Here is a 14,935-nt window from a genome sequence, read left to right on the forward strand (position 1 = left end):
GACCTGCGTGGACGGGCGTGCCTGCCGGACGGGGCATTGCCGGTCGCCGCCGGCCTACCTAACGTGATGGCCCCGCAGGCCGCGACGCCGGCCGCGGACGGGTCAGTATCACGGGGAGGTACCTATGACCGAGGTCGTTCCGGCGTGCCCGCCCGGCGCGGCGACGCCGGCAGAGTACGTGGCGGTGCTGCGCCGGCTGCGGGAGCGTTCCGGGCTCACCTACCGGGAGACGGCCCGGCGCGCCACCGCGGCCGGGCACTGGTTGCCGCCCAGCACCCTGGCCGCCGCGCTGGCCCGCGTCACGCTGCCCCAGGAACGTGTGGTGCTGGCGCTGCTCGCGGCCTGCGGGACGCCGGACGCGGAGGTGCGGAGCTGGCTGGCGGCGCGCAACGAGATCGAGATGCGCCTGGCCGAGGCGGTCCGGCCGCACGGGCCGCCGCCGGCGTCACACCGACCCGAAGGGCCGGTGGCGGCACGGCGCGCCGGGAGTCGGCCGCTCGGTGGGACCGCCGGTGTCCTGGTGGCCTGCGCGGTCGGCGCGTTGGCCGGCGCGGCGGGCGCGCTGGCCCTGCGGCGGCGCGGCGGACCCGGTGGACCGGCCTGCGTCGCCGGCTGCCACGGCCACGGGTGAGACGCGGGGACGCCCCGCCCGGTGGTGCGGCCGGGCGGGGCGTCGTTCCTGGCCCGCGCTCAGGGGCGCAGCCGGTTGGCGAAGCCGTCGAACCCGAGCCGGTAGCGCTGCCCGGCGGTCACCCCGAACTCGAAGTGCCCGACGAGGTCGTCCCAGGTGTGCGGGGCCACCGTCGGCCCGGCGGTGCGGATGGCGAGCCGGCCCGCTCGACCGTGGTGCGGGTCGCGGCCAACCGGGTCCACCACGGCTCGGTGCTGCCGTTGTCGAACGTACCGTTGATGATCAGGTCGCCGGTCGCGGCGGCCGCCGGGACCGGCCGGAGCGCGGCGGGGAGGGTGAGGGCGAGCGCGGCGGCGAGCACCGCGCCGGACAGCCGGCGCAGCCATCGGCGGCGTCCGCCACGGGGTGCGCCCGGGGGTGGGCTCATGGAGACCCTTCCGGCTGGTGGGTGACCCGGGCAGGCCGTCCGGGACCGGCTGACCGTAGGGGTGTCCGCCCTGTTCGCCGCCGTGGAACAGGCGTGCGGAACGGTGCCGGACGCGTCCGTTCCAGGGAGATCCACACCACCTGCGGCGGGTCGCCGCGCGCGGCTGCTGGAGGTCGCCTCACGGGCGGCGCTAGGGTGGGTCGACCGACCCATGACCATGACCGGGGGGCCCCACGCATGGGCGATTCGTTCGCGCATCTGCACGTACACACCGAGTACTCGATGCTCGACGGTGCGGCCCGCCTCAAGGACCTGTTCGCCGAGGCGGCGCGGCTCGGCATGCCGGCCGTGGCGATCACCGACCACGGCAACATGCACGGCGCGAACGACTTCTACAAGCAGGCCATGGCCGCCGGCGTCAAGCCCATCCTCGGCGTCGAGGCGTACGTGGCGCCGGAGTCGCGCTTCCACAAGGCGCGGGTCAAGTGGGGGCGTCCCGAGCAGAAGAGCGACGACGTCTCCGGCAACGGTGCCATCACCCACATGACCATGTGGGCGGCGAACCGCACCGGCCTGCACAACATGTTCCGACTCAACTCCCGCGCCTCGATGGAGGGCCACTACGTCAAGTGGCCCCGGATGGACATGGAGCTGATCGCCGAGCACGCCGAGGGCATCATGGCCACCACCGGCTGCCCCTCCGGCGCGGTGCAGACCCGGCTGCGGCTCGGCCAGTTCGACGAGGCGCTCAAGGTCGCCGCCGCGTACCAGGACATCTTCGGCAAGGAGAACTACTTCCTGGAGATCATGGACCACGGCCTCGACATCGAGCGCCGGGTCCGCGACGGGCTCACCGAGATCGCGCACAAGCTCGACATCCCGCCGGTGGTCACCAACGACTCGCACTACACCCACGAGGCGCAGGCCGAGGCGCACGACGTGCTGCTCTGCGTGCAGACCGGCAGCAACGTCGCCGACCCCAACCGGTTCCGCTTCGAGGGCGGCGGCTACTTCGTCAAGTCCGCCGACCAGATGCGCGCGGTCGACTCGTCCGAGCTGTGGCAGCAGGGCTGCCGCAACACGCTGCTGGTGGCCGAGAAGGTCGACCCGACCGGCATGTTCACGTTCCACAACCTGATGCCGCGGTTCCCGATCCCGGACGGCGAGACCGAGGAGTCCTGGTTCCGCAAGGAGACGTTCGCCGGGCTCAAGCGCCGCTTCCCGAACGGCATCCCGGAGGGCCACGTCGTCCAGGCCGAGTACGAGCTGGGCGTCATCATCCAGATGGGCTTCCCGTCCTACTTCCTCGTGGTCGCCGACTTCATCCAGTGGGCGAAGAGCCAGGGCATCGCGGTCGGCCCCGGCCGTGGCTCGGCGGCCGGCTCACTCGTCGCGTACGCGCTGGGCATCACCGACCTGGACCCGATCCCGCACGGCCTGATCTTCGAGCGGTTCCTCAACCCCGAGCGCGTCTCGATGCCGGATGTCGACATCGACTTCGACGAGCGTCGGCGCGGCGAGGTGATCAAGTACGTGACCGACAAGTGGGGCGAGGACAAGGTCGCGCAGATCGCCACGTTCGGCACGATCAAGGCGAAGGCCGCGATCAAGGACTCGGCCCGGGTCCTCGGCTTCCCGTACGCGGTCGGCGACCGGATCACCAAGGCGATGCCCCCGGCGGTGATGGGCAAGGACATCCCGCTCTCCGGCATCTTCGACCCGAAGCACCCGCGTTACGCCGAGGCGGGCGAGATCCGCGGCCTCTACGAGACCGACCCGGACGTCAAGAAGGTCATCGAGACCGCGAAGGGCATCGAGGGCCTGATCCGGCAGACCGGTGTGCACGCGGCCGGCGTCATCATGTCCGCCGAGCCGATCATCGAGCACATCCCGCTGATGCGGCGCGACGCCGACGGCGTCATCATCACGCAGTTCGACTACCCGACCTGCGAGTCGCTCGGGCTGCTGAAGATGGACTTCCTCGGCCTGCGCAACCTGACCATCATCGACGACGCGGTGAAGAACATCCAGCTCAACCACGGCAAGGAGCTGGACCTGCTCGGCCTGCCGCTGGACGACAAGCCGGCGTACGAGCTGCTCGCGCGCGGCGACACGCTGGGCGTGTTCCAGCTCGACGGCGGGCCGATGCGCTCGCTGCTGCGGATGATGAAGCCGGACAACTTCGAGGACATCTCCGCCGTGCTGGCGCTCTACCGGCCCGGCCCGATGGGCGTCGACTCGCACACCAACTACGCGCTGCGCAAGAACGGCCTCCAGGAGATCACCCCGATCCACCCGGCGCTGGAGGAGCCACTGCGCGAGATCCTCGCCCCCACCTACGGCCTGATCGTCTACCAGGAGCAGGTGCAGCGCGCCGCGCAGATCCTCGCCGGCTACACGCTCGGCCAGGCCGACCTGCTGCGCCGCGCGATGGGCAAGAAGAAGAAGGAGATCCTGGACAAGGAGTTCGTCCCGTTCCGGGACGGCTGCCGCGAGCGCGGCTACCCCGACGACGCCATCCAGGCGGTGTGGGACGTCCTGGTGCCGTTCGCCGGCTACGCGTTCAACAAGGCCCACTCCGCCGCGTACGGCCTGGTGTCGTACTGGACCGCCTACCTCAAGGCGCACTACCCGGCGGAATACATGGCGGCGCTGCTCACCTCCGTCGGCGACGACAAGGACAAGATGGCGCTCTACCTGTCCGAGTGCCGCCGGATGCGGATCCAGGTCCTGCCACCGGACGTGAACACCTCCGCCGGACCGTTCACCCCGGTCGGCAAGGAGATCCGCTTCGGCCTCGGCGCGGTCCGCAACGTCGGCGCGAACGTGGTCGCCTCGATCATGCGCTGCCGCGAGGAGAAGGGCGAGTACGCCGACTTCTACGACTTCCTGTCCAAGGTCGACGCGGTGGCCTGCAACAAGAAGACCATCGAATCGCTGATCAAGGCCGGCGCGTTCGACTCGCTGAAGCACCCGCGCAAGGCCCTGCTCGCCGTGCACGCCGACGCCATCGACGCGTACGCCGACGTCAAGCGCAAGGAGGCGGTCGGCCAGTACGACCTGTTCGGCGCCGGGTTCGGCGACGCGGACGCCGGCAGCACCACCGTCATGCCGGTCATCGCGGACAGCGAGTGGGACAAGCGCGACAAGCTGGCGTTCGAGCGCGAGATGCTCGGCCTGTACGTCTCCGACCACCCGCTGTTCGGCCTGGAACACGTGCTCGGCGCGGCGGCCGACACCACCATCGCCGCGCTGTCCGAGGAGGGCACCGTGCCCGACGGCGCGGTGGTCACCCTCGCCGGCATCCTCTCCGGCGTGCAGCGCCGGGTCACCAAGCAGGGCCGGGCCTGGGCCTCGGCCACGCTCGAAGACCTCGCCGGCGGCGTCGAGACGCTGTTCTTCCCCAACACCTACGAGGTGATCGGGCAGTACATCGCCGAGGACGCGATCGTGGTGGTCAAGGGCCGGGTGGACCGCCGCGACGACACCCCCCGGATCATGGCGATGGACATGTCCATGCCGGACGTCACCAGCAACCCGGCGAACAAGCCGGTCACCCTGACCATCCCGGTGCACCGCTGCACGCCGCCGCTCGTCGAGCGGCTCAAGGAGACGCTGGTGCTGCACCCCGGCGACACCGAGGTGCACGTCAAGCTGCTCAACGGCGGCAAGGTCACCACGCTGCGTCTCGGGCCGTTCCGGGTCGCCGCGACCACCGCGCTGATGGGTGACCTGAAGAGCGTCCTGGGCCCGGCCAACGTGAGCTGACCGAGCGGCCCGGGCGGTGATCGGGCAGCATCGACGGGATGCCGTCCAATCATTTGCTGCACGTACGTGACCTCGTGCCCGACGCGCTGGCCTGCCTGCGCGAATGCCGGTCGGCGCCGGCCGACCGCTGGCCGCAGCACTGGCGGTCCGGCTACCTGGACCGGCACCCGGACGTGTTCCGGGTGCTCGACCGGGACGGTGACTGGTCCGAACCGGCGTCCGTGACCGCCGCCGTGGCCGGGCTCCGCGACCGGGTCGCCGACCTGGCCGCCCGCGCCGAGGCGGTACGCGGACTGCTGCCCGCCGGCGTCGCGGACGCGGCCGGGGCGTTGGGCTGGTCCGGTCAGGGCGGACCGGTCGAGTGCGTGGTGCTGGTCGGGCTGCACCAGGCCAACGGCTGGGCTGACGACCTGGGCGGTCGCTACGCGCTCTTCCTCGCCGTCGAGCGCCTCGGCCCACCGGACGACGACGGGCTGCTGGTGCGGCACGAGGCCGCGCACGTCGTGCACGACCGCCGGGCCGGGATACGCGGCTGGCCCGAGCACGGGGTGGCGACCCATCTCTTCGCCGAGGGGCTGGCCACCCAGGCCACCGCCGAACTCGACCCGGGCCGGCCGCCGGAGGCGTACCTCTGGTTCGGTCGTCCCGGCCACCGGGCCTGGCTGGACGAGTGTCGCCACCGCTGGCCGGAGATCCTGGGCCGGGTCCGGGCCGACCTGGACGCCACCGACCCGGACCACCACGCCGCCTACTTCCTCAAGCGGGACTCGCCGCTGCGCGGCGACCTGCCCGCGCGCTGCGGCTACCTGGTCGGCCTGGCGGCGGTGCGGCGACTGCGGGCGCGGCACGGCCTGCCCGAACTGGCCGCCTGGCCGCTGGACCGGGTCCGGGCGGAGCTGGCGACCGCGCTCGCGGACCTGCCCGCTCCTCGTGCGGTTCACTGAGACCTGCCTCACAGTATGGGCATGGACACCACCACCTCCGCCCCCGAGGACGTCCGGCCCGCCCGCCGGGACCGGACCCGGTACCTCTACCTGGCGGTCATCGCCGCCGTCGTCGCCGGCATCGTGGTCGGCCTGGTCGCACCGGACGTCGGCAAGGCGCTGAAACCGCTCGGCACCGGCTTCGTGAACCTGATCAAGATGATGATCAGTCCGGTCATCTTCTGCACCATCGTGCTCGGCGTCGGTTCGGTCCGGCAGGCGGCCAAGGTCGGCAAGGTCGGCGGTCTCGCGCTCGGCTACTTCCTGGTCATGTCCACCGTGGCGCTGGCGATCGGCCTGGTGGTCGGCAACGTCATCCACCCCGGTGCCGGCCTGGACCTGGGGCCGGACGTGGCCGACGCGGGCCGGTCCGCGGCCGGTGAGGAGGGCGGCGGCACCGTCGACTTCCTGCTCGGCATCATCCCGACCACGCTGGTCTCCGCGCTGACCGAGGGCGAGGTGTTGCAGACCCTGCTGGTGGCGCTGCTGGTCGGCTTCGCGGTGCAGGGCATGGGCCGCCGGGGCGAGCCGGTGCTGCGGGCGATCGGCGTGCTCCAGCGCCTGGTCTTCAAGGTGCTGGCGATGATCATGTGGCTGGCGCCGATCGGCGCGTTCGGCGCGATGGCGGCGGTGGTCGGCGCCACCGGCGTGGACGCGCTGAAGAGCCTGGCGCAGATCATGCTCGGCTTCTACGCCACCTGCCTGATCTTCGTGATCGTGGTGCTCGGCCTGCTGCTGCGCCTGATCGCCCGGATCTCGATCTTCTCGCTGCTGCGCTACCTGGGCCGCGAGTTCCTGCTGATCCTGTCCACCTCGTCGTCGGAGTCGGCGCTGCCCAGGCTGATCGCGAAGATGGAGCACGTCGGCGTCAGCCGGCCGGTCGTCGGCATCACGGTCCCCACCGGGTACTCGTTCAACCTCGACGGCACCGCGATCTACCTGACCATGGCCGCGCTCTTCGTGGCCGACGCGCTGGGCAAGCCGCTCGCGGTCGGGGAGCAGATCTCGCTGCTGGTGTTCATGGTGATCGCGTCCAAGGGCGCGGCCGGCGTGACCGGCGCCGGGCTGGCCACGCTGGCCGGCGGCCTCCAGTCGCACCGGCCGGACCTGGTCGACGGCGTCGGTCTGATCGTCGGCATCGACCGGTTCATGTCCGAGGCCCGGGCGCTGACCAACTTCGCCGGCAACGCGGTGGCGACCGTGCTGGTCGGCACCTGGACCGGGGAGTTCGACCGGGAGCAGGCCCGCGCCGTGCTCTCCGGCGACCGCCCGTTCGACGAGACCAGCATGCTCGACGACGACGACGAGCGCCCCGCCGAGACCGCAACCCCACCCGCCCCCGACCGCCCCCTCGCCACCTCCACCACCCCCTGACAGCCCCACCCCGCCCCCTCACGCGATCTTGCACTTTGTGCCCCGGCGAAACGGACGAAGCGCCCACCGAAGGGGCCGAAACCGCAAGATCGGCGAGGGGTGGGGGGACGGGGGAGGGCCGGGGGTGGGGGTGGGGTGGGCCACGGGGGTGGGATTGGCGGTGTCGGGTGGGGGTGGGGGTGGTTAGCGTCGGTGGCATGGAGCTGGAGCAGGCACGGAAGTTGTGGCAACCGGAGCCGGGCTGGTTGAACACGGCGACCTACGGGTTGCCGCCCGATCCGGTGTGGACGGCGGTGCAGCAGGTGCTCGCCGAGTGGCGGAGCGGCCGGGTGTCGTTCGAGGTGTGGGACGAGTCGGTCGGGCGCTCCCGGGCCGCGTTCGCCCGGCTGGTCGGCGTGGACGCGGCCGACGTGAGCATCGGCGCGGCCGTCTCCCAGTTGGCGGCACCGATCGCGGCGGCGCTGCCGCCGGGGGCCACGGTGGTGGTGCCCGAGGTCGAGTTCACCTCGATCCTGTTCCCCTGGTTGGTGCAGGAGGAGCGCGGTGTGCGGGTGCGCACCGTCCCGCTCGACGGCCTGGTCGACGCCATCGACGCCGGGACCGACCTGGTGGCGTTCAGCCTGGTGCAGTCCGCCGACGGCACGGTCGCCCCGTACGACGAGATCGTCGCGGCGGCCCGGGCACACGACGCGCTCGTGGTGGTCGACGCCACCCAGGCCTGCGGGTGGCTGCCGTTCGCGGCGGACCGGGCGGACGCGGTGCTGGTGGGGGCGTACAAGTGGTTGATGGCGCCGCGTGGTGCGGCCTTCGCCTACCTGGCGCCGGCGCTGCGCGAGCGGATGCGTGCCGACGCCGCCGGTTGGTACGCCGGCCGCGACCCGAGCGCCTCGTTCTACGGCCTGCCGCTGCGGCTGGCCGACGACGCCCGCCGGTTCGACATCTCCCCGTCCTGGCTCTGCTACGCCGGCGCGGCCCCGGTGCTGGAGCTGCTCGCCGAACTCGACCCGGTGGCGGTACGCGACCACGACGTGGCGCTGGCCAACCGGTTCCTGGCCGGGCTGGGCCGCCCGCCCGGCGACAGCGCGATCGTCACCGTCGAGGTGCCGGACGCGCAGGAGAAGCTGGCCCGGGCCGGGGTACGGGCGGCGGTGCGGGCCGGCCGGGTGCGCGCCTCGTTCCACCTCTACACCACCGAGGCGGACGTCGACCTGGCACTGGAGGCGCTGACGGGTTGAGCCCCGGCTCAGGCCAGGTGGCCACGATCCTCGGGTGGCCGCCTCCTCGGGTCGGCGTCGGCTCCAAGCCGGTCGGGGGTAGCGTCGAGGACCCACAGTCGATCTCCGCCCTCGAAGGACGCCATGGATCCCGTCGCCGCACCGCCCGTCCCGCGCCCGCTGCCGGCGGTCAGGCGATGAGGGCGCTCGTGGTACGCGGCCGGGGCGCGACCCCGGCCGTCGAGGAGGTGCGCCTGCCCGCCCCCGGCCCGGGTGAGCTGCGGGTCCGGATCCGCGCCGCCGGCCTGTGCCACTCCGATCTGGCCATGGTGCACGGCACGTTGACGCCCGGGTACCCGCTGGTGCTGGGGCACGAGGCGACCGGCGTGGTGGTCGAGATCGGGCCGGGCACCGCGTTGCCCGTGGGCACGCCGGTGGTGCTCAACTGGGCGCCCGCCTGCCGCGACTGCTGGCACTGCCGGCACGGTGAGCCTTGGCTCTGCGTCGCGAACGGCGCCGCCTCGGTGCCGCGCGGCGAGACCGCCGACGGGGAGCCGGTGCAGGTCACGCTCGGGCTCGGCGCGCTCGCCGAGGAGGTGGTGGTGCCGGAACGGGCGGCCGTGCCGGTGCCGGCCGGGCTGCCGCCGGCGCAGGCGGCGCTGCTGGGCTGCGCGGTGCTCACCGGCACCGGCGCGGTCCGCAACACCGCCCGGGTCGCCGCCGGCGAGTCGGTCGCGGTGATCGGCCTGGGCGGCGTCGGGCTGGCCGTGCTCACCGCCGCTCGCCGGGCCGGCGCGGCACCGATCCTCGCCGTCGACGTGGTGGCGGCCAAACGGGAGCTGGCCCTGGCCGCCGGCGCGACCGACTTCCTGCCCGCCGACGACGCGCTGAGCCGGGAGATCCGGGCCCGCACCGACGGGCGCGGGGTGGACCACGCGTTCGAGTGCGTGGGCCGGGCCGCCACCATCCGCGCCGCCTGGCGGGCGACCCGGCGCGGAGGCGCGGTCACCGTGGTCGGCATGGGCGGCCGGGACGACCTGCTCAGCCTCTCCGCGATGGAGATCTTCCACTCGGCGCGTACGCTGCGCTCCTCGGTCTACGGCTCGACCGATCCGGACCGGGAGGTGCCGGAGCTGGCCGCCGCGCTCGCCGCCGGTGACCTCGACCTGGCGCCGCTGGTCAGCGGCACGGTGTCGCTGGCCGAGGCGCCCGCCGCGCTGGACCGGTTGGCGCGGGGCGAGGGCGCCCGCTGGGTGGTCACGTTCCCGGACTGAGCCCGCCGTCGACCAGGACCGTCACGCCGTCGAGCAGCCGGCGCAGGCCGAAGTCGAAGACGGTCTCCAGGTCCAGGTCGACGCCGCCCGCGGTCAGCGCGTCCATGGTGGCCAGCCGGCCGCCGGCCATCAGCCGGTGCAACGTGTCCCGCTGCCGGTCCACCCACTCCTCGTCGGTGCGCCCGGTGTCCTGCACCGCCTGCGCGCCGGCCTCCAGGTTGACCGCGACGCCCTTCACGTACGCCATCAGCGTGATCGCCACGTGCCAGCGCGCGTCCCGGCCGATGCGCGGGCTCGCCACCCGGCTGTTCCTCGGCCACGCCGACGGGCTCGACCTGCCGGAGTACGCCGTCGACCGGTGAGCCCCCTACCCGGTCGCCGGGCCGGGTCCGCTACCCGGTCGCGGGAGCCGGCCCGGTCACGGTGCCGGGACACATGTCGACGGCCGCCGATGGGGCGGGAGCGCCCGGCGCCTGTGGAGGTCCACACCGTGCCGGGCGGGGGGAATGTGTGGCGCATCGACATGGTTCGACCCGTTCGACGCCCCGTAGGTTTCCTGCACGCGACGGCCCTGTGACCCCGGTCACCGACCCGGCCGTGGCGGACGGACCTGCGGAGGGTGAGGCGATGGCCGGGCAAGCGATCCTGTCGGCCCGTGGGCTGACCCGGGACTTCCGGGGTTTCCGGGCCGTCGATCGCGTCGACCTGGACGTGGCGGCGGGCACCGTGCACGCCCTGGTGGGCCCGAACGGCGCCGGCAAGACCACGCTGTTCAACCTGCTCACCGGCTTCCTGCCGCCCAGTGGTGGCCGGATCGAGCTGGACGGCCGGGACGTCACCGGGCTGCCCCCGGAGCGGGTGGCGCGGCTCGGCGTGGCCCGGTCGTTCCAGATCACCAGCCTCTTCCCGCAGCTCGGCGCGCGCGAGCACGTCGAGTTGGCGCTCCAGTCGCCCAGCGGGCTGGGCTGGCGGTTCTGGCGGTCGGCGAAGTTGATGCGCCGCTACCGGGACCGGGCCGACGAACTGCTGGCCATGGTCGGTCTCGCCGACCTCGCCGAGGCCCCGGCCGAGGCGCTCGCGTACGGGCGCAAGCGGGCCCTGGAGCTGGCCATCGCGCTCGCCCTCGACCCGAAGGTGCTGCTGCTCGACGAGCCGACCGCCGGGATGGGCCTGGAGGACGTCGACCGCACCGTCGAGCTGATCGCCACCGTCCGCACCGGACGGACCGTGGTCATGGTCGAGCACAACATGAGCGTGGTGGGCCGGCTCGCCGACACGGTCACCGTCCTCCAGGCCGGCACCGTGCTGGTCGAGGGGCCGTACGAGCAGGTCCGCGCCGACGAGCGGGTCATCACCGCCTACCTGGGAGCCAGCGATGCTGCGCATTGAGAACCTGTCCGCCTGGTACGGCGAGGCCCAGGTGCTGCGCGAGGTGAGCCTGGAGGTGGCCGCCGGTGAGGTGGTCACGCTTGTCGGACGCAACGGCGCCGGCAAGTCCACCCTGCTGCGGTCCGTGATGGGGCTGCACCCCGGCCAGCGTGGCACGGTGCACCTCGACGGGCGGGACATCTCCCGGCTGCCGGCGTACAAGCGGGCGCGGGCCGGGCTCGGCTGGGTCCCCGACGACCGGGGCGCGTACGCCACGCTCACGGTCACCGAGAACCTGACGCTGCCGCCCCGGGTCGGCCCGGACCCGTGGCCGCTGGCGCGGGTGTACGAGGCGTTCCCCGCGCTGCACGCCCGGCGCGACTCGGCCGCGACCATGCTCTCCGGCGGCGAGCAGCAGATGCTCGCGCTGGCCCGGGTGCTGCGCATGGGCGCCCGGCTGCTGCTCTGCGACGAGCCCACCGAGGGGCTGTCGCCGTTGCTCGTGCAGCAGGTCGGCGACCTGCTGCGGGAGGCCAAGCGGCACGGCGTGACCGTGCTGCTGGTGGAACAGAACCTGCACTTCGCCACCGGCGTCGCCGACCGGCACTACCTGCTGGCCGAGGGCCGGATCGCGGAGGCGATGGAGAACACGGAGGTGCGCTCGCGGGAACGCGAGCTGCTGGCGTACCTCGGGATCTGACAAGTCGACGGCCGAACCCGCGCGGACCGCGCGGCGACGAAGGGGATGACCATGCGTAGGAGCGTGGGTGTGGCCGCCGCCTCGGCGGCGGCGCTGCTGGTGGCCGGCTGCGGCGGCGGTGGCCCGCAGTCCGGCGGTGACTCGAAGCTGACCGGCGACAAGATCGTGCTGGGCGTGCTCAACGACCAGTCGGGGGCCTACTCGGAGCTGTCCGGGCGGAACTCGGTCAAGGCCGTGGAGATGGCCATCGCCGACTTCAAGGCCAAGCACGGCGACGACGCGGTCACGAAGAACATCAGCGTGGAGACCGCCGACCACCAGAACAAGCCGGACGTGGCCAACAGCAAGGCCCAGGAGATGGTCGACCGCAAGGGCGTCGACGCGATCCTGGACGTGCCGACCTCGTCGGCCGCGCTGAAGGTAGCCGACGTGGCCAAGGAGAAGAAGAAGCTCTACTTCAACATCGGCGCGGCGACCACGGACCTGACCGGCAAGAGCTGCAACAAGTACACGTTCCACTACGCGTACGACACCTACATGCTGGCGCACGGCACCGGCACGGTGACCACCGAGCAGGTCGGCAAGAACTGGTACATCCTCTACCCGAACTACGCGTTCGGACAGGACATGGAGAAGAGCTTCACGGCCGCCATCGGCGCGGCCGGCGGGCAGGTCGTGGGTAAGGACGGCGCGCCGTTCCCGAACACCAGCGGCGACTACTCGTCGTTCCTGCTCAAGGCGCCGACGCTGAACCCGAAGCCGCAGGTGCTCGGCACCATGCAGGCCGGCGCGGAGCTGGTCAACGTGGTCAAGCAGTACAACGAGTTCAAGCTGCGGGAGAAGGGCGTCGGGCTGGCCGTCGGCCTGATGTTCATCACCGACATCCACTCGCTCACCCCGGCCGCGCTGGCCGGCACCACCTACACCGACGCCTGGTACTGGAACTTCGACAAGCAGAACCGGGAGTGGGCGGACCGGTTCCAGTCCGAGACCGGCACCCGGCCGTCGTTCGCGCACGCGGCCAACTACTCCGCCGCCATGCAGTACCTGGAGGCGGTGCAGGCCGCCGGCACCGACGACGCCGACGCCGTGGTCAAGGAGCTGGAGGGCAAGGAGATCAACGACCTGTTCCTGCGCAACGGCAAGATCCGCGCGGAGGACCACCGGGTCGTGCACGACGCCTACCTGGCGCAGGTGAAGCCGCAGGCCGAGGTCAAGGAACCGTGGGACTACGTGAAGATCCTCAAGACCATCCCGGCGGCCGAGGCGTTCCGCACCCCGTCGGCCGACTGCAAGCTCTGACATGTCCGGCTTCCTGCAGAACACGTTCAACGGGCTGGTGGGCGGGGCGTTCTACGCCCTGCTCGCCCTCGGGCTCGCGGTCATCTTCGGCATGCTCCGGGTGGTGAACTTCGCCCACGGCGCGTTCTACATGCTCGGCGCGTTCGGGGCGTACGTGCTGCTGGCCGAGGCGGGCGTGCCGTTCTGGGCCGCGTTGGTGATCATGCCGCTGGCGCTGGGCCTGCTCGGCATGGCGCTGGAACGGGCGGTGATCCACCGGCTCACCCGGCTCGACCCGCTCTACAACTTCCTGCTCACCTTCGGCCTGACGCTGATCCTGCAGGACCTGGTCAAGTCCCGGTACGGCGTGCAGTCCAGCCCGTACGCCACGCCCGCCGAGCTGAGCGGGACCGTCGACTTCGGGCTCTTCGACTTCCCGACGTACCGGGTGTTCATCCTCGGCTTCACCGTGCTGCTCTGCGTAGCGGTCTGGTGGGTGCTCGGGCGGACCCGGATCGGCATGGTGGTCCGGGCCGCCACCGAGCGGCCGGAGCTGACCCGGGCGTTCGGCATCGACGTGGGGAGATGGGTCACCCCGGTCTTCGGCTTCGGCATCGCGCTCGCCGGGCTGGCCGGGGTGCTCGCCGCCCCGATGCGGGCGGTCAACCCGCTGATGGGCGCCGACCTGATCATCGTGGTCTTCGCGGTGGTGGTGATCGGCGGGCTCGGCTCGATCTTCGGCTCGGTCGCCGCCGGCTTCGGCATCGGCCTGATCCAGGCGTGGGGCGAGGCGTACCTGTCCGACTACCCGCTCGTGTCGCAGACCGTCGTGTTCGTGGTGATGGCCGCCGTGCTGCTGTGGCGCCCGGCCGGCCTGTTCGGCCGAGAGGAGGCTCCCGCGTGACCAGCACTGTCGACACCAGCCCCGTGGAGAAACCGGCCCCACGGTCCGGGCTGCTCGCCGTCGCGCGGGCGCCCGGCTGGGTCCGGTACGCGCTGCTGGCCGCCGGCCTGCTGGTGGCGCTCTGGCTGCCCAACGGGCTCTACCCGGCGGTCGCGGTGGACATCCTGTGCTGGGCGCTGTTCGCCGTCTCGGTGGACCTGCTGCTCGGCTTCACCGGGCTGATGTCGTTCGGGCACGCCGCGTTCTGGGGCACCTCGGCGTACGTCACCGGGCTGGTCGCGATCCACGCCGGCCTGCCGTTCCCGGCCGCGGTGCTGGCCGGGGCGCTGGCCGCGGCGCTGCTCGCGCTGCCGATCGGCTACCTGGCGGTGAAGCGCACCGGGATCTACTTCGCGATGGTCACGCTGGCGTTCGCGCAGATGGTCTACTACGTGGCCAACGAGTGGCGCTCGGTGACCCAGGGCGAGAACGGCCTCCAGGGCGTGCCGCGCGCGTTCTTCGGCGCCGACCTCACCGACGACTACTACTTCTACTACGCGATCCTGCCGATCGTGCTGCTCGGGCTGCTCGCGGCGTGGCGGATCGTGCACTCGCCGTTCGGCCGGGTGCTGGTCGGCATCCGGGACAACCCGGCGCGGGCCCGCGCGCTGGGCTACCCGGTGCACCGCTACAAGCTGACCGCGTTCGTGCTCTCCGGGTTCCTCGCCGGGCTCGGCGGCGGGCTGTTCGCCGTCGGTCACCGGCTCGTCTCGCTGGACGTGCTGCACTGGACCACATCCGGCAAGGCGGTCATCGTGGTGGTGCTCGGCGGCATCGGCACGCTGTGGGGCGGCGTGCTCGGCGCGGCGCTGGTGGTCCGGCTGGAGGACTGGTTGTCGTTCTCCGGGTTCGAGGCCATCGGGCTGGTCACCGGCGGCATCTTCGTGCTGGTCGTGCTGCTGTTCCGGCGCGGCGTCTGGGGCACTGTCGCGCACCTGGCCCGGCGTCGGGGAGCCGCCCGGCGCGAATGAA

The 14,935-nt window shown here is 72.5% G+C and carries 13 protein-coding genes; 11 read left to right on the forward strand and 2 right to left on the reverse strand.

Features of this window, described 5'->3' with window-relative positions; translation table 11 throughout:
• Positions 1-124 precede the first annotated feature (124 nt).
• Positions 125-631, forward strand: a complete 507-nt coding sequence (locus tag TPA0908_RS18485) for a helix-turn-helix domain-containing protein (protein ID WP_281939621.1) — start codon at positions 125-127, stop codon at positions 629-631.
• Positions 632-690: 59 nt separating this feature from the next.
• On the opposite strand, the gene TPA0908_RS18490 is transcribed toward TPA0908_RS18485, so the two are convergent.
• A complete protein-coding gene (locus TPA0908_RS18490; RefSeq protein WP_281939623.1) occupies positions 691-876 on the reverse strand; it encodes a hypothetical protein in 186 nt (61 codons plus the stop codon).
• Positions 877-1,295: 419 nt separating this feature from the next.
• On the opposite strand from TPA0908_RS18490, the gene dnaE reads away from it, so the two are divergent.
• From dnaE to TPA0908_RS18515, 5 genes are all read left to right on the forward strand, one after another.
• Positions 1,296-4,826 (forward strand): DNA polymerase III subunit alpha, encoded by a 3,531-nt coding sequence (gene dnaE, locus TPA0908_RS18495; protein ID WP_281939625.1) that lies wholly within the window; start codon positions 1,296-1,298, stop codon positions 4,824-4,826.
• Positions 4,827-4,864: 38 nt separating this feature from the next.
• On the forward strand, positions 4,865-5,770 hold the full coding sequence (locus tag TPA0908_RS18500) for a hypothetical protein (RefSeq protein WP_281939627.1): 906 nt from the start codon (positions 4,865-4,867) through the stop codon (positions 5,768-5,770).
• A gap of 21 nt (positions 5,771-5,791) precedes the next feature.
• Positions 5,792-7,183 carry a cation:dicarboxylate symporter family transporter gene (locus TPA0908_RS18505; protein ID WP_281939629.1) on the forward strand — a complete coding sequence of 464 codons (1,392 nt, stop codon included), beginning with the start codon at positions 5,792-5,794 and terminating at the stop codon, positions 7,181-7,183.
• 197 nt (positions 7,184-7,380) lie between these two features.
• A complete protein-coding gene (locus TPA0908_RS18510) occupies positions 7,381-8,418 on the forward strand; it encodes an aminotransferase class V-fold PLP-dependent enzyme (protein ID WP_281939630.1) in 1,038 nt (345 codons plus the stop codon).
• A gap of 176 nt (positions 8,419-8,594) precedes the next feature.
• Positions 8,595-9,671 carry an alcohol dehydrogenase catalytic domain-containing protein gene (locus TPA0908_RS18515; RefSeq protein ID WP_281939631.1) on the forward strand — a complete coding sequence of 359 codons (1,077 nt, stop codon included), beginning with the start codon at positions 8,595-8,597 and terminating at the stop codon, positions 9,669-9,671.
• Here the strand turns inward: TPA0908_RS18515 and TPA0908_RS18520 are convergent.
• A complete protein-coding gene (locus TPA0908_RS18520) occupies positions 9,655-9,918 on the reverse strand; it encodes a TetR/AcrR family transcriptional regulator C-terminal domain-containing protein (protein WP_281939632.1) in 264 nt (87 codons plus the stop codon). The two genes, TPA0908_RS18515 and TPA0908_RS18520, sit on opposite strands and share 17 nt — an antisense overlap.
• Positions 9,919-10,298: 380 nt before the next feature.
• Between TPA0908_RS18520 and TPA0908_RS18525 the strand changes: the two genes are divergently transcribed.
• The 5 genes from TPA0908_RS18525 to TPA0908_RS18545 are packed head-to-tail and all read left to right on the forward strand — an operon-like array spanning position 10,299 to position 14,934.
• Positions 10,299-11,060, forward strand: coding sequence for an ABC transporter ATP-binding protein (locus TPA0908_RS18525; protein WP_281939634.1), 762 nt, complete (start codon positions 10,299-10,301; stop codon positions 11,058-11,060).
• Positions 11,047-11,739 carry an ABC transporter ATP-binding protein gene (locus TPA0908_RS18530; protein ID WP_107161231.1) on the forward strand — a complete coding sequence of 231 codons (693 nt, stop codon included), beginning with the start codon at positions 11,047-11,049 and terminating at the stop codon, positions 11,737-11,739. The genes TPA0908_RS18525 and TPA0908_RS18530 overlap by 14 nt, the downstream gene beginning before the upstream one ends.
• A 45-nt stretch (positions 11,740-11,784) precedes the next feature.
• The gene (locus tag TPA0908_RS18535; protein ID WP_281939638.1) at positions 11,785-13,041 is read left to right on the forward strand and encodes an ABC transporter substrate-binding protein; all 1,257 of its coding nucleotides are present in this window, start codon (positions 11,785-11,787) and stop codon (positions 13,039-13,041) included.
• Position 13,042: 1 nt separating this feature from the next.
• Positions 13,043-13,924, forward strand: coding sequence for a branched-chain amino acid ABC transporter permease (locus TPA0908_RS18540; RefSeq protein ID WP_281939640.1), 882 nt, complete (start codon positions 13,043-13,045; stop codon positions 13,922-13,924).
• Positions 13,921-14,934, forward strand: coding sequence for a branched-chain amino acid ABC transporter permease (locus TPA0908_RS18545; protein ID WP_281939642.1), 1,014 nt, complete (start codon positions 13,921-13,923; stop codon positions 14,932-14,934). Before TPA0908_RS18540 ends, TPA0908_RS18545 begins: the two co-directional genes overlap by 4 nt.
• The last annotated feature ends 1 nt before the right edge of the window (position 14,935 follow it).

The organism is Micromonospora sp. AKA38 (assembly GCF_027925725.1).
In the GTDB taxonomy this organism is placed as follows: domain Bacteria; phylum Actinomycetota; class Actinomycetes; order Mycobacteriales; family Micromonosporaceae; genus Micromonospora.

What these genes read in the sequence shown, in the direction of transcription:
- TPA0908_RS18485 (WP_281939621.1), top strand. Translation starts at nt 125, where the DNA reads ATGACCGAGGTCGTTCCGGCGTGCCCGCCCGGCGCGGCGACGCCGGCA.
- dnaE (WP_281939625.1), top strand. Translation starts at nt 1,296, where the DNA reads ATGGGCGATTCGTTCGCGCATCTGCACGTACACACCGAGTACTCGATG.
- TPA0908_RS18500 (WP_281939627.1), top strand. Translation starts at nt 4,865, where the DNA reads ATGCCGTCCAATCATTTGCTGCACGTACGTGACCTCGTGCCCGACGCG.
- TPA0908_RS18505 (WP_281939629.1), top strand. Translation starts at nt 5,792, where the DNA reads ATGGACACCACCACCTCCGCCCCCGAGGACGTCCGGCCCGCCCGCCGG.
- TPA0908_RS18510 (WP_281939630.1), top strand. Translation starts at nt 7,381, where the DNA reads ATGGAGCTGGAGCAGGCACGGAAGTTGTGGCAACCGGAGCCGGGCTGG.
- TPA0908_RS18515 (WP_281939631.1), top strand. Translation starts at nt 8,595, where the DNA reads ATGAGGGCGCTCGTGGTACGCGGCCGGGGCGCGACCCCGGCCGTCGAG.
- TPA0908_RS18520 (WP_281939632.1), bottom strand. Translation starts at nt 9,918, where the DNA reads ATGGCGTACGTGAAGGGCGTCGCGGTCAACCTGGAGGCCGGCGCGCAG.
- TPA0908_RS18525 (WP_281939634.1), top strand. Translation starts at nt 10,299, where the DNA reads ATGGCCGGGCAAGCGATCCTGTCGGCCCGTGGGCTGACCCGGGACTTC.
- TPA0908_RS18530 (WP_107161231.1), top strand. Translation starts at nt 11,047, where the DNA reads ATGCTGCGCATTGAGAACCTGTCCGCCTGGTACGGCGAGGCCCAGGTG.
- TPA0908_RS18535 (WP_281939638.1), top strand. Translation starts at nt 11,785, where the DNA reads ATGACCATGCGTAGGAGCGTGGGTGTGGCCGCCGCCTCGGCGGCGGCG.
- TPA0908_RS18540 (WP_281939640.1), top strand. Translation starts at nt 13,043, where the DNA reads ATGTCCGGCTTCCTGCAGAACACGTTCAACGGGCTGGTGGGCGGGGCG.